15 protein-coding genes are annotated in these 13,398 nt (G+C 43.4%); 5 read left to right on the plus strand and 10 right to left on the minus strand.

Features of this window, described 5'->3' with window-relative positions; all coding sequences use genetic code 11:
- Positions 1-159 precede the first annotated feature (159 nt).
- The 5 genes from PSI14_RS03530 to pcp all read left to right on the plus strand — a co-directional run bounded on the left by PSI14_RS03530 (position 160) and on the right by pcp (position 4,425).
- Entirely contained in the window at positions 160-840 is a 681-nt protein-coding gene (locus PSI14_RS03530; protein WP_273574437.1) for a PAS domain-containing protein, read from the plus strand.
- Positions 841-875: 35 nt separating this feature from the next.
- Entirely contained in the window at positions 876-1,559 is a 684-nt protein-coding gene (locus PSI14_RS03535) for a helix-turn-helix transcriptional regulator (RefSeq protein WP_273574438.1), read from the plus strand.
- A gap of 417 nt (positions 1,560-1,976) precedes the next feature.
- Positions 1,977-2,705: a DUF969 domain-containing protein gene (locus PSI14_RS03540; protein WP_273574439.1), complete on the plus strand. Its 729-nt coding sequence runs from the start codon at positions 1,977-1,979 to the stop codon at positions 2,703-2,705.
- Positions 2,702-3,721: a DUF979 domain-containing protein gene (locus tag PSI14_RS03545; RefSeq protein ID WP_273574587.1), complete on the plus strand. Its 1,020-nt coding sequence runs from the start codon at positions 2,702-2,704 to the stop codon at positions 3,719-3,721. Before PSI14_RS03540 ends, PSI14_RS03545 begins: the two co-directional genes overlap by 4 nt.
- A gap of 56 nt (positions 3,722-3,777) precedes the next feature.
- The gene (pcp, locus tag PSI14_RS03550; protein ID WP_273574440.1) at positions 3,778-4,425 is read left to right on the plus strand and encodes a pyroglutamyl-peptidase I; all 648 of its coding nucleotides are present in this window, start codon (positions 3,778-3,780) and stop codon (positions 4,423-4,425) included.
- A 34-nt stretch (positions 4,426-4,459) separates the two neighbouring features.
- On the opposite strand, the gene pgpA is transcribed toward pcp, so the two are convergent.
- The 10 genes from pgpA to tgt form a co-directional block, all read right to left on the minus strand.
- Positions 4,460-4,951: a phosphatidylglycerophosphatase A gene (gene pgpA, locus PSI14_RS03555; protein ID WP_273574441.1), complete on the minus strand. Its 492-nt coding sequence runs from the start codon at positions 4,949-4,951 to the stop codon at positions 4,460-4,462.
- The gene (gene thiL / locus PSI14_RS03560) at positions 4,944-5,990 is read right to left on the minus strand and encodes a thiamine-phosphate kinase (protein ID WP_273574588.1); all 1,047 of its coding nucleotides are present in this window, start codon (positions 5,988-5,990) and stop codon (positions 4,944-4,946) included. Before thiL ends, pgpA begins: the two co-directional genes overlap by 8 nt.
- Before the next feature lie 101 nt (positions 5,991-6,091).
- Positions 6,092-6,508, minus strand: coding sequence for a transcription antitermination factor NusB (gene nusB / locus PSI14_RS03565; RefSeq protein ID WP_273574442.1), 417 nt, complete (start codon positions 6,506-6,508; stop codon positions 6,092-6,094).
- Between the two features lie 29 nt (positions 6,509-6,537).
- On the minus strand, positions 6,538-7,008 hold the full coding sequence (gene ribH / locus PSI14_RS03570) for a 6,7-dimethyl-8-ribityllumazine synthase (protein WP_273574443.1): 471 nt from the start codon (positions 7,006-7,008) through the stop codon (positions 6,538-6,540).
- Positions 7,009-7,104: 96 nt separating this feature from the next.
- Entirely contained in the window at positions 7,105-8,226 is a 1,122-nt protein-coding gene (ribD, locus tag PSI14_RS03575; protein WP_273574444.1) for a bifunctional diaminohydroxyphosphoribosylaminopyrimidine deaminase/5-amino-6-(5-phosphoribosylamino)uracil reductase RibD, read from the minus strand.
- A 30-nt stretch (positions 8,227-8,256) separates the two neighbouring features.
- Positions 8,257-8,706 carry a transcriptional regulator NrdR gene (gene nrdR, locus PSI14_RS03580; protein ID WP_273574445.1) on the minus strand — a complete coding sequence of 150 codons (450 nt, stop codon included), beginning with the start codon at positions 8,704-8,706 and terminating at the stop codon, positions 8,257-8,259.
- A 122-nt stretch (positions 8,707-8,828) separates the two neighbouring features.
- Positions 8,829-9,797, minus strand: coding sequence for a protein translocase subunit SecF (gene secF / locus PSI14_RS03585; RefSeq protein WP_273574446.1), 969 nt, complete (start codon positions 9,795-9,797; stop codon positions 8,829-8,831).
- Between the two features lie 10 nt (positions 9,798-9,807).
- Complete coding sequence (secD, locus tag PSI14_RS03590; RefSeq protein ID WP_273574447.1) at positions 9,808-11,655, minus strand: protein translocase subunit SecD; 1,848 nt, start codon at positions 11,653-11,655, stop codon at positions 9,808-9,810.
- A 28-nt stretch (positions 11,656-11,683) separates the two neighbouring features.
- Positions 11,684-12,016, minus strand: coding sequence for a preprotein translocase subunit YajC (gene yajC, locus PSI14_RS03595; RefSeq protein ID WP_273553282.1), 333 nt, complete (start codon positions 12,014-12,016; stop codon positions 11,684-11,686).
- A 169-nt stretch (positions 12,017-12,185) separates the two neighbouring features.
- Positions 12,186-13,310 carry a tRNA guanosine(34) transglycosylase Tgt gene (gene tgt / locus PSI14_RS03600; RefSeq protein WP_273574448.1) on the minus strand — a complete coding sequence of 375 codons (1,125 nt, stop codon included), beginning with the start codon at positions 13,308-13,310 and terminating at the stop codon, positions 12,186-12,188.
- Positions 13,311-13,398: the final 88 nt, after the last annotated feature.

Consider the following 13,398-nt stretch of genomic DNA (forward strand, 5'->3'; position numbering starts at 1 on the left):
ATTCAAGATGAAACAATATTATTTATATTAATAATGCTATATTAAAATTTAATAAATATACTATCTTTGACTGACCAATTATTTTTGTCATATTATATGATTAAGTTATTCCTATCGTAAATAAGTTAAGCCAATGATTAAAAAGTCAACATATAAAATATGAAAAAATCAAATAATATCACTCCGCAATTAGTTCATATGTGGGAAAAAAGCATTGATCCTTGGGGAGCCAAAGATCACCAATCCAGATTTATCTATGCCAACCCTGCTTTTTACCAACTTCTCAATCTACCTGAAAATTTCGATATTATAGGATGTAATATAGGTCAATTACCTTCACCTATTACAGAATATGAAGAAAAATTCCACCATCAGGAACAAAAAGTTATTCAGACTATGCAACGAGTAACTTCAATGGAAACTCATCTATTTGGAAAAAATAAAATTAAACAGGCTTATCTATGTGATAAATATCCACTTTTGGATGATAACGGCGATTGTATTGGCATCACTTTTCATATGTATAAAATGCCAAATTTCTCCACCTCTTACTACTATGAAAAAGCAAATTCTGCAACGCTGGAATTTACTCCTCCTGACAATATTCTGACACAAATTGAGCGGGAGATTCTTTTTCTGATTTTGTGCTCATTGGATGAAAAAAATATCGGAAAGGAATTAATGGTAAGCACAGAAGATGTTGTTAATCATATACAATCAATTTATCAAAAATTTAATATTTTAAGAGATACAGATCTTAAATGTTTTTGCAGAAAACAAAAACTTGATAGCTATATCCCAGAACGGTTTATCACTGTTGGCAGTAGAGAAATAAATTAATTATATTATTTAAAAAATAACAAAGGAATAATGACATGAGCAACAAAAAGAGCATCATTTCACCTCAAATAATCAACACATTATCAGTAAGTAATGATCCTTGGGGAATAAAGGACAAAAACTCATGTTTTATTTATGGTAACAAAGCATTAAATGCCATTAAAGGATTTTCTGATTCATTTGATTTTGAAGGGTTTTATGATAATGAGCTTCCTTGGGAAGGTGCAGAGTTTGCAAAAGAATATATTCATCATGACCAAAAAGTAATGAAAGAAGAAAAGTCATATGTTTCACTCGAAACACATATTTGGGGAGAAGATAAAATATTATCATCCTATTTTTGTGAAAAATCACCTCTTTATCATGAAAATGGTGATTGTATAGGGATTATATATCATTTGTGGAAAGCTCAAGATTATTCATTAACCCGCCTATATCATGGAAAACTCCCTGCTTCTATTATGTTTCAACCACCTACTCATTTATTTACCCAACGAGAATGGGATATCATTTTTCTCTCTCTACACAAATATACCAGTAAACAAATTGGTAGAATATTAAATATTTCCTATCGTACCGTCGAAAATTATACAGCACAAATATATAAAAAGACGGGTGTTAGTTCTGCTCAACAATTAGAAGAATACTGCCGATTTAATAATTTTGATCTCTATGTACCAGAAAGATTTTTGCGTCCTGAAAGCCGTATTCTTCTTTGAGTCTGAACTTTTGGTAATCTCCACAATAAAAAGTGGTCAATCTCAGTTATCGTTATACATCACAGTGAATTTTTAAAATAACAAATAACGCTAATGACCACCTTTATCTGTACTTGTTAAGATACCTTAAAAAGCCAGAATATAATAATTCAAATAACGCTGGAATCGCATTACTGTTCTTCAGATTTTTATCCCCCTTATCTTCCAAGTAGCTGGCAAAACATTTTCGTCCAATAAACGCGTTTTCATTCAAGAAGTGATCTATATTCCATTTTTACAATCCAATGCGAATTTTATTTGCCTATTTGTTAAGCACAATCTATTTATTGTTCAACAATAAAAAACAATTAATCAACAATAACCACAATTCAAACCAACAATAAAACAACACAAAGTTTATTCATGAGGAAGTCGAATATGCAGCAAGCCATCAATTTTTGGCCTCTAATCGGGATCGCCGTCATTATCATCGGTTTTGTCATCAGGTTTAATCCTGTTCTGGTCGTCACCATTGCCGGCCTTGTCACGGGATTGGCTGCTCACATGCTTATCGCCGATATTCTGGAAAAGCTAGGTTCTGGGTTTGTTAACACACTGAATTTAACACTGACCATCCTATTTCCTTTAGTTATCATTGGGCTACTGGAAAGGCATGGCTTAAAAGAAAGAGCCCAGCAATCCATTGCTCATATCAAAACTGCTACCACCGGGCGTTTATTGATTGTCTATCTGTTTATACGAGAAACCGCTGCCGCCTTAGGGTTAACCAGTTTAGGTGGGCATCCACAAATGGTTCGCCCCCTGCTGGCTCCTATGGCAGAAGGCGCTGCTGAAAACCAATATGGTGAGTTACCGGATTCCGTTCGTCATCGTATTCGCGCCATGTCGGCAGCAACGGATAATATCGGTCTGTTTTTCGGGGAAGATATTTTTGTCGCTTTTGGGGCAATTATCTTTATGCACAATTTCATGTTGGAATCAGGGGGGATTCAAACCGAACCACTACATATTGCTCTTTGGGGGATCCCTACCGCCATTTGCGCTTTTCTGATCCATTCGGTTCGGTTATATCGCCTTGATTACCATCTTGCTAATGAAATGAGTGCCTTGAATCACACCAGACTGCATAGCAAGGGGAAGAAATAATGTTTCAGTTACAATATCTCTATATGTTGGCTGGACTGCTCTTGATCGCTGTCGCTATTATGTCATGGCGTGATAAAGCTAACCCTCGCCGTTTAACTACAGGCTTATTTTGGGCGCTTTACGGTTTGATTTTCCTGATGGGGAAATCGAGTCATCATCTAGTGAATATCTGGATCAGCAATGAAGTCGATGCCCAACGGATTGCCCATATTAGTATCGGTGTACTGGTCGTTCTTATGGCAATATTGGCAGGATTCGGTGGGGTGAGACAGGGAAATTATCATCAACGTACCCCAGAACAACGGCAGGAAAGTGCTGATCGTCTTGGAAATCGGTTATTTCTTCCCGCCTTGCTGATCCCCGTTGTCACAGTGATCAGTGTGTTGATGTTTAACCATATTCCCAGCTTACAACAAGCCGTCTTCGGAGAGGGAAATCATGCAACACTGGTGACTCTTTTTTCAGTGACTCTCGGCTGTCTGATAGGGTTAATTATCGCATTAAGTATGGGTCGTGAAGCCATGACACAACCAATACAGGAGACTCGTCGTCTGCTCGACTCCATTGGTTGTGTATTTATCCTGCCACAACTTCTGGCTACGCTCGGATTGCTGTTTACCATCGCCGGTATAGGTACTGTGATTGCCCACTTAACTGAAAATCATGTCGCCGTCGATAATCGCTTTATTGCCGTAGTATCGTATGTATTTGGGATGGCGCTGCTGACCATGATTATGGGAAATGCTTTCGCAGCCTTCCCTATTGTTACCGCTGGTATTGGTATCCCTATTTTGGTCTTACATCATGGTGGCAATCCAGCCGTTATGGCAGCCATTGGTATGTTTTCTGGCTATTGCGGTACATTGATGACTCCCATGGCTGCAAATTTCAATATCGTTCCTGCTGCTCTGTTAGAGTTGCCCGACCGCAATGCCGTCATCAAGGTACAAATCCCTACGGGATGCGTTTTGCTGATTACCAATGTCTTTCTACTCTATTTTCTCATGTTCTTATAAAACAATAATTTCTTATAAACCAATAATTTCTTATAAATCAATAATGAGGAACCGTCATGAAAAATGTTTTAGTCACTGGTTTTGAACCTTTCGGTGGTGAGACGATAAATTCATCATGGGAAGCTGTTCGTCCATTGCAGGGATGTCAAATCGCAGGTGCTAATATTGAAGTTTGCCTGCTCCCTTGTGTTTTCGATACTTCTCTGGAACATCTTTATGCCGCAATTGAACGCCTTAAACCAGAATTGGTCATTTCAGTAGGGGAAGCTGGAGGCCGATCAAATATCAGCGTAGAACGCGTCGCAATCAATATTAACGATGCCCGTATTCCTGATAATGCAGGTAAACAGCCCATTGATATCCCTGTTATTACAGATAGCCCTATGGCTTATTTTTCTACTCTGCCCATCAAAAAAATCGTTAATGAATTAAATAAGGCAAGAATACCTGCAACCGTATCCCAAACTGCGGGAACCTTCGTTTGCAACCATGTTATGTATGGTTTGCTGCATTATCTGAGCCAGCATTTTCCCGCTGTACGTGGCGGCTTTATCCATGTTCCTTATTTACCAGAACAGACCACAATTCATTCGAATATGCCAAGTATGGCGGTAGAGACAATAATAGCAGCCTTGAAAATAGTTATCGAATCAGCATTGCTGAATGGAAAAGACATTGCCGTTGCAGGAGGAGCAACAAACTGAAAAAATAGCCACTGAATTCCAGTGGCTATTTACTTTAGAAAGGTAACACTTGGTAGAAATTCAGCAACCAGATGACCGCTACCGCAAAGATGGCTGCGATAATGTCATCCAGCATGATGCCAATTCCACCTTTTACATAACGGTCGAACCAGCGAATCGGCCACGGTTTCCACATATCGAAAATGCGGAATACCACAAAACCAACCAAAACCCATTGCCAGTTGAGCACAGGAATCGCCATCAGTGTGATCCACATACCAATGAATTCATCCCAGACTACACAGCCTGGATCTTCCACGTTCATGGCATCAGCAGCTTTCTGGCAAATCACACAACCAATGATGGTTCCCAACACAATAGCCAACCAAATTCCCCATGCCGGTAACTGCACCAACAGTAACCAGAAAGGGATCGCCGCTACTGAACCCATCGTGCCCGGCATAATCGGCGATAAACCACTACCGAATCCCGTAGCCAGTAAATGCCACGGGTTACTCATTTTTAAGTGGCGTTTTGCGTCATCCATGGGTTCCCTCCGTTTGATCTTTTTCTTCCTGATGTGTTGCCAGACAGGGAGCCACGGGTTTCTTATCCGCTTTAAAGTGATCAAAGCCGCTCAGATCCAGCTCAATTTCTTCGTTATTGTTAAAATAGCGGATGCCTTCTGATTCTGGCCTGATTTGCCCAATACAGCAAAAACTCGCCCCCGTATGGGCCAAAGCCATATTTAACGCACCACGGTTAAGCTCAGGTACGGTGAAGCACAACTCATAATCTTCCCCACCACTCAGCGCCCATTTCAATGCCTGTTCAGAGGAGACATATTGCTGCATCGCTTCTGAATAAGGCAACGTGTCCAGATTAATACGCGCGCCACATTGGCTGGCTGTCAGAATATGGTTGAGGTCAGAAATCAATCCATCGGATAGATCAATCGCGGAAGAAGCCAGATCACGCAGTGCCTGTCCTTGTAAAACGCGTGGTTGCGGGCGAAGATGACGTTTAGCCAGCCAATTGTGGATCGCTGTATCTTCCACTGTCAGACGCTCTTGTAACAAAGCAAGCCCTGCGGCACTATCACCCAATGTTCCGGTGACATAAATCCAGTCACCGTTCTTCGCTCCAGCACGACGCAACGCCCTGCCAGCCGGTACTAACCCATGTACGGTTAGCGTTAAGCTCATGGGGCCTTTTGTAGTATCCCCACCAATCAATTGCATACCGTAATAGTTCAATTGTTCAAACAGGCTATCACTGAACCGTTTTAACCAATCCTCATTGACGTCGGGCAACGTTAACGCCAGAGATGCCCATGCGGGATCTGCCCCAACGGCAGCCAGATCACTGATATTGACAGCCAGTGCCTTATAAGCCAAATCTTCCGGTGAGATATCAGGAAGAAAATGGACACCAGCAACCAACGTATCCGTTGTTACTGCTAATTCTTGCTTATCTGCAACGGTCATCAGTGCACAATCATCGCCGATCCCTAGGCTTACATCACGTCGGCGGGTGAGACGGCGATTGAAGTAACGTGCAATGAGGTCAAATTCACCACATGCCATAATAGAATTCCAGAAAGTGACTAATGATGAGCACATGAGGCCGGATTTCCGGCCTCATGTGTAAAATCATCGAGTTATAATGGGGAACTCCTGGCAAGCAATCACTTTTTCTTGCGTGCTGCTGGGCCAGCTTTATCCAGCACCCCATTCACGAATTTATGGCTATCTTCAGCGCCAAACACTTTTGCCAGTTCGATGCCTTCATTAATAACCACTTTGTAGGGAACATCATCACGAAAGCTTAGTTCAAACATCGCAACGCGCAAGATGGCTTTTTCTACCTGACCTAACTCTTCGAGCTGGCGGGAAAGATAAGGCACCATCAAGGCATCCAATTTTGGAGCATTGACCGCTACCCCGGACAGCAATTCACGGAAATAGGTGATATCAACACCGGTTACGTCCTGCTCTGACAAAAACTGCAATTCAACATCAGCAATGCTGTTTTTAGATAATTGCCATGAATAAATTGCCTGAACAGCACACTCACGAGCACGACGACGAGCAGCAGGTTTCACAAAATTCCCCTTAATTAAAACTAAAAAATTCAGCCTTTAATGGCTTTGATTACATTAATCATTTCCAATGCGGTCAAGGCAGCTTCCGTACCTTTATTGCCCGCTTTAGTACCAGCGCGTTCAATCGCCTGTTCGATATTTTCAGTTGTCAGAACACCAAATGTAACAGGAATGTCGCTGGACATTGCCACACTGGACAAGCCAGAACTGCACTCGCCGGCAACATATTCGAAGTGGGCTGTGCCGCCACGGATAACTGTCCCCAAAGCGATAACCGCATCATATTTTTGGGATTCAGCCAGCGCCTTGACCGTCAATGGCAGTTCATAGGCACCCGGTACCCATGCTACGGTGATATTGTCTGAAGAAACCTGACCGATGCGTTCCAACGCATCAATGGCTCCTTCCAGCAGGCTGTCATTAATGAAGTTGTTAAAGCGGGCAATTGCAATTGCAATGTGGGCTTCAGGAGCTGCAACAACACCTTTGATTACGTTCATAGCCTTCCTTTACCTTATTCATATCCGCAGGGGCGCGGATCTTATCACATTATTTTTCTCTGCGTCTTGGTTTATGTCCAAACTTAAATCAGGGCACTAAAGCGGTCGCAAGCGAAGGCGCACATCAGGCCCAATCTGTTGTACATCAAACAGAGAAAATTCAGGAGCATTCGATAATTTTTGCAATTCAGGGATATCGAACAACCCACGGGCATTGTTTCCCAATACCTTAGGCGCGATATAAAGGATTAATTCATCTACCAATCCCAATGATAATAAAGCCCCGGCTAAAGCAGGACCACATTCTGCCCAAACAGAATTTATCTGGCGCTTACCAAGCTGCATCATCAACAATACTAAATCAACACCGTTACCGTGTTTTGGCAATAAAATCTGTTCGACATTATCAGGCCATTCTTGATCAGACCATTCTTGCTGATCTTGGTTAGTACGCGCTAACCAACATTCTCCTGTTTGCTGCACGACTTGATGCTGTGGAGTTATACGATTTTGACTATCCGTAATAATACGAATTGGTTGGCGGAGCAGCTCTTGAGGATAAATTGCTTGTGTTTCAGCATCCAATTCATTCCAACGGACAGTCAGAGCAGGATCATCCGCCAGAACTGTTGCGCTGGAACTCAAAATGGCACTGCACTGCGCCCGTAGTTTCTGCACATCCTGACGAGATTCTGGTGAGGTAATCCACTTGCTTTCACCCGATGCCAACGCAGTTCGTCCATCCAATGATGCTCCCAGTTTCAATTGCAGGTAAGGGAATCCTGTACGCATTCGTTTGAGAAACCCCTTATTCAAGGATTCCGCTTGTCCCATCATCAAACCATGTTCAACTGCAATACCTGCCTGCTGCAATTTATACAAACCACGCCCAGCAACTTGAGGATTAGGATCTTGCATTGCTACCACAACACGGCTTAAGCCTGCGGCAATCAAAGAATCAGCACAAGGAGGAGTTTTGCCGTGATGGCTGCACGGTTCAAGGGTAACGTAAGCTGTAGCACCTTTAGCTTTTTCGCCTGCCATACGAAGGGCATGAACTTCTGCATGAGGTTCGCCAGCCCGTAAATGAAAACCTTTCCCTACTATTTGCTCATCCTTAACGATGACACAACCTACATTTGGATTCGGGGATGTTGTAAAACGTCCCTGATGCGCCAGTTCCAGTGCTCGGGACATATATATTTCATCAAGTGTCATAGTATTTATTAATTAGTGAGTATCTAGTGTTTAGTCTTGTAGTTTGGCAATCTCTTCACCAAATTCACGGATATCTTCAAAGCTGCGGTAAACAGATGCAAAACGGATATAGGCCACTTTATCAAGTTTTTTCAGCGCATCCATGACAAAGTTTCCGATCATTTTTGACGGAATTTCACGCTCTCCCGTTGCCCGTACCTGTGACTTAATGTGGCTGATTGCCGTTTCTACATCATCAGAGCTGACAGGACGCTTTTCCAGCGCCTTCTGCATTCCACGACGCAATTTCTCTTCGTCGAAAGACTCCCGAATATCATCACTTTTAATGACGCGCGGCATCACCAGTTCTGCAACTTCAAACGTAGTAAAACGTTCATGACATTCTAGGCACTGCCGGCGACGGCGCACTTGTGAGCCATCCCCAACCAGACGGGAATCAATAACTTTAGTATCAACGGCTGCGCAAAATGGGCAATGCATATCGTTTCCTGACAGTTAACCGAAGGGATCACAGTGTACCTTGAAGTGATGATGAAAAACACCCTGTCAGTAAGTACTCACAGGGCGTTTAAGTGATATCAACACTCGATCATGCAAAATAATCAAGGAAGTATGGAAGGTTGATCTGCCCCTTCTTTCTCAACTTTCTGCTGAATCATATGTTCGCGCTTCATACCCAACTTCAACGCCAGTGCAGAAGCAACATAAATGGAAGACACTGTACCGATAGAAACACCGATTAACATTGCCAGTGAGAAGCCCTTCAGCATTTCACCACCGAAAATGTACAGCATCAGTACAACCAACAAAGTAGTTGCGGAAGTCATGATCGTGCGGCTCAGAGTCTGAGTCAGAGAAACGTTGGTAATTTCATATGACGTACCACGGCGTATCTTGCGGAAGTTCTCACGGATACGATCTGACACAACGATACTATCGTTCAATGAATAGCCAATAACGGACATCAACGACGCAATGATAGTCAGGTCAATTTCGATGTGGAACAACGACAGAATACCCAGCGTAATAACCACATCATGCGCAAGCGCAATAACCGCCCCCAATGCCAGACGCCACTCAAAGCGGAAACCGACATAAATCAGGATACAGACCAGTGCAGCCAATAACGCCATCGCTCCGGTTTGTGCCAGTTCGCTTCCCACACTTGGGCCAACGAACTCCACACGCTTGACTTTGGCATCTTTATCGATGTTTTGGTTAATAACCGAAATAATCTTGTTGCCAAGTTCTTGCCCTGCTTTACCTTCCACAGGTGGCATACGAACCATCACATCACGGCTGCTGCCAAAATTTTGCAAAAGTGGATCAGCAAAACCATTCTGGGCCAGACTTTGACGCATCTTGTCCAGATCAGCGGGTTTACTCAGCTTCACCTCAATGACCGTACCACCGGTAAAATCAAGCCCCCAGTTAAACCCACGAGTTCCCATCATAATGATGGAAGCAACCAACAGCAGGAACGAAATCCCAAAGGCAACGTTGTCCCAGCGCATAAAGTCGATAACTTTACGCCCGTAGTTTAATTGTTCAACAGTATAATCCTGTGCCACAACGTGCTCCTTAAATTGACAACTTATTGACGCGCTTGCCACCGTACAGCAAGTTCACGATTGCACGTGTTCCCACAATAGCAGTGAACATCGAAGTCGCCACACCAATGCTGGTAGTGATCGCAAAGCCCTTGATAGAGCCAGTACCCACTGCATACAAGATGATGGCAGTAATCAGCGTGGTCAAGTTTGCGTCGATGATACTGGAGAACGCCCCTTTATAACCTTCATGAATTGCCTGCTGTACCGTACGGCCATTGCGCAATTCTTCTTTGATACGTTCGTTTATCAATACGTTCGCATCCACAGCCACGGCAAGTGTCAAGACGATACCGGCAATTCCCGGCATGGTCAGCGTCGCTCCTGGCAACAAGGACATAATACCAACGATCAGCACTAAGTTAGCCAACAACGCACTGCTCGCAATCAGGCCAAACTTGCGGTAGTAAATCACCATAAAGACGATGGAAGCAATCAAGCCCCACAAACAAGCATCAAGACCCTGCTTAATATTCTGCAAGCCCAAAGTTGGCCCAATGGTACGCTCTTCCACAATCTGGATTGGCGCAATCAACGCTCCCGCACGCAGTAACAGAGATAACTGACGGGCTTCAGCCGGATTGTTAATGCCGGTAATGCGAAAACTATTACCCAAGCGTGACTGAATAGTGGCTATGTTGATAACTTCTTCTTGCTTAGCCAGAATCGCACGACCATTGGCATCTTTCTTACCGCTGTCCTTGTATTCCACAAACAGCGTTGCCATTGGTTTATGCAGATTATCTTTGGTGAAGTTAGACATTGCTGTGCCACCAGCATTATCCAGAGAAATATTTACCTGAGGATAACCATTCTCGTCAGTACTGGAAGTCGAATCGGTGATATGGTCGCCTGTCAGAATAACGCGCTTATACAACACAACAGGAGTGCCATCACGGGTATCTTTCACTTCTGAATCAGCCGGAATACGACCATATTGCACTACGTTTTGGTCAACATTGCTATTTACCAGACGGAATTCCAGTGTTGCAGTAGCTCCGAGGATTTCTTTCGCACGGGCAGTATCCTGAATACCGGGTAGTTCAACAACAATACGGTCTGCACCTTGACGTTGAACCAACGGTTCCGCAACACCCAATTGGTTGACACGGTTACGCAAGATAGTGATGTTCTGCTGCACTGCATAAGAACGGGCTTCACGCAAGCGCTCATCACTCATAACAACTTTCAGCGTGCTGTTTGCACCAGCGGAGAAGACTAAATCACGGTGGCGAGGTTCAAGATAGCTTTCTGCTTTAGAACGTGCATCGTTATCACGGAAACGAACTTCGACGCCATAATTATCAATTTTGCGGATAGTAGAATAAGAAATGCTTTGAGTGCGCAGTTCTGATCGCAGGCTATCGATATTCTGTTCCTGCAATTTGCTCAGAGCAGTTTCCATATCCACTTCCATCAAGAAGTGAACACCACCACGCAGGTCAAGCCCCAGTTTCATTGGTTCAGCACTGATTGCTCTCAACCAGACAGGCGTTGCCGGCGCGAGGTTCAATGCCACGACATACTGTTCACCCAATGCAGAAACCAACGCTTCACGCGCACGGAGCTGCACATCAGTGTCACTGAAACGAGCAAGGATTGCCCCATTTTCCAATGCAATGGACTTGCTCTTGATTTGATCTTTTTCTAAAACATTACGGACTTGGTCCAGCGTTTTTTCACTGGCGGCGATGCCTCGCGCACCAGTGATTTGTACAGCCGGATCCTCACCATAAAGGTTGGGAAGTGCATAAAGCAAACCGATGAGGATCGCAGCGATCAGCATCAGATACTTCCACAAAGGATAACGGTTCAACACGGCAGTTCCCTTCGGGAAAATCGGAAAATTAAATAGCCTTCATTGTACCTTTCGGCAAAATGGCAGCGACGAAATCACGCTTGATAGTTATTTCTGTGGTGTCATTCAAAGCAACAACAACGTAGCCTGTATCAGACACTTTAGAGACACGACCAACCAAACCACCAGAAGTCAGCACTTCATCTCCTTTGGAGATGGAATCCATCAATTTTTTATGTTCTTTGGTACGTTTTTGTTGTGGACGCAGGATCATGAAATAGAAAATCAAACCGAAAACAACCAGCATGATAATCAGAGAATATGGGCTTCCTTGCGCTGGCGCGCCAGCAGTTGCCGCAGCTTCAGAAATAAAAAAACTCATCAAATTTCCCTCATTGTTATCGAATACATTGTTATCGAATACATTACTATTGAAAATATTATTGTCGAAAATGCTGCTGTCGAAAATATTGCTATTGAAAATCGGCAGCGGCTCGATCAAAAACCAGCCCAATATGCTACACATATTGAGACTGATTAGTCACGATAAATTATATATTTAACGGCGGAACGGGTTTACCAATCTGCTGATAAAACTCTTCAACAAACTGTTCCAGTTTGCCTTCTTCAATGGCTTTGCGAATTCCAGCCATCAAACGCTGATAATACCTTAAATTATGTATCGTATTCAGCCTTGCACCAAGGATTTCGTTACAACGATCTAAGTGATGGAGATATGCACGGCTATAATTGCGACAAGTATAGCAATCACAAAGCTCATCCAATGAAGAAGTATCTTCTTTATGTTTGGCATTGCGGATTTTGATAACCCCTTCAGTCACAAACAAATGACCATTGCGGGCATTACGGGTTGGCATCACACAGTCAAACATATCGATACCACGACGAACACCTTCAACCAAATCTTCTGGCTTGCCGACCCCCATTAAATAGCGAGGCTTATCCTGTGGGATCTGAGGACAAACATGCTCCAGAATACGGTGCATATCTTCTTTAGGTTCACCGACAGCCAAACCACCTACAGCGTAGCCATCAAAGCCGATTTCCACCAGCCCTTTTATAGAAACATCACGCAAATCTTCGTAGACACTGCCCTGAATAATGCCAAACAAGGCATTTTTATTATCCAACTCATCAAAACGTTGGCGACTACGGGCAGCCCAGCGCAATGACATTTCCATGGAACGTTTCGCATAATCCCAATCAGCAGGATATGGCGTACATTCATCAAAAATCATGACAATATCAGAACCCAAATCATATTGGATTTCCATTGATTTTTCTGGGCTGAGGAATACTGGCGTTCCATTGATTGGGTTACGGAAGTGAACGCCTTCTTCCTTAATTTTACGCATAGCACCGAGGCTAAAAACCTGAAAACCACCAGAGTCAGTCAGAATCGGGCCTTGCCACTGCATAAAATCATGCAGGTCACCATGTAATTTCATGATTTCCTGCCCCGGGCGCAACCAAAGGTGGAAAGTATTTCCCAATAGGATCTGCGCTCCCGTTTCTTTTACTTCTTCGGGGGTCATGCCTTTTACCGTACCGTAAGTACCTACAGGCATAAATGCCGGGGTTTCCACAACGCCACGATCAAAAATCAATCGACCACGACGGGCATTTCCATCCGTCTTTTGTAACTCAAATTTCACTTAACCTCCAGACAACAGAAAAACAGTCTGATGTTTGTTTATACGCCATTCAAACCAGCGAAGCTGAAATGAAGAACAATTTTGATTT

It is taken from the genome of Xenorhabdus anantnagensis, assembly GCF_028598555.1.
Taxonomy (GTDB): Bacteria; Pseudomonadota; Gammaproteobacteria; order Enterobacterales; family Enterobacteriaceae; genus Xenorhabdus; species Xenorhabdus anantnagensis.

Bases quoted from the DNA above. Each gene is read 5' to 3' on its own strand.
- PSI14_RS03530 (WP_273574437.1), top strand. From the start codon at position 160: ATGAAAAAATCAAATAATATCACTCCGCAATTAGTTCATATGTGGGAA.
- PSI14_RS03535 (WP_273574438.1), top strand. From the start codon at position 876: ATGAGCAACAAAAAGAGCATCATTTCACCTCAAATAATCAACACATTA.
- PSI14_RS03540 (WP_273574439.1), top strand. From the start codon at position 1,977: ATGCAGCAAGCCATCAATTTTTGGCCTCTAATCGGGATCGCCGTCATT.
- pcp (WP_273574440.1), top strand. From the start codon at position 3,778: ATGAAAAATGTTTTAGTCACTGGTTTTGAACCTTTCGGTGGTGAGACG.
- pgpA (WP_273574441.1), bottom strand. From the start codon at position 4,951: ATGGATGACGCAAAACGCCACTTAAAAATGAGTAACCCGTGGCATTTA.
- thiL (WP_273574588.1), bottom strand. From the start codon at position 5,990: ATGGCATGTGGTGAATTTGACCTCATTGCACGTTACTTCAATCGCCGT.
- ribH (WP_273574443.1), bottom strand. From the start codon at position 7,008: ATGAACGTAATCAAAGGTGTTGTTGCAGCTCCTGAAGCCCACATTGCA.
- ribD (WP_273574444.1), bottom strand. From the start codon at position 8,226: ATGACACTTGATGAAATATATATGTCCCGAGCACTGGAACTGGCGCAT.
- nrdR (WP_273574445.1), bottom strand. From the start codon at position 8,706: ATGCATTGCCCATTTTGCGCAGCCGTTGATACTAAAGTTATTGATTCC.
- yajC (WP_273553282.1), bottom strand. From the start codon at position 12,016: ATGAGTTTTTTTATTTCTGAAGCTGCGGCAACTGCTGGCGCGCCAGCG.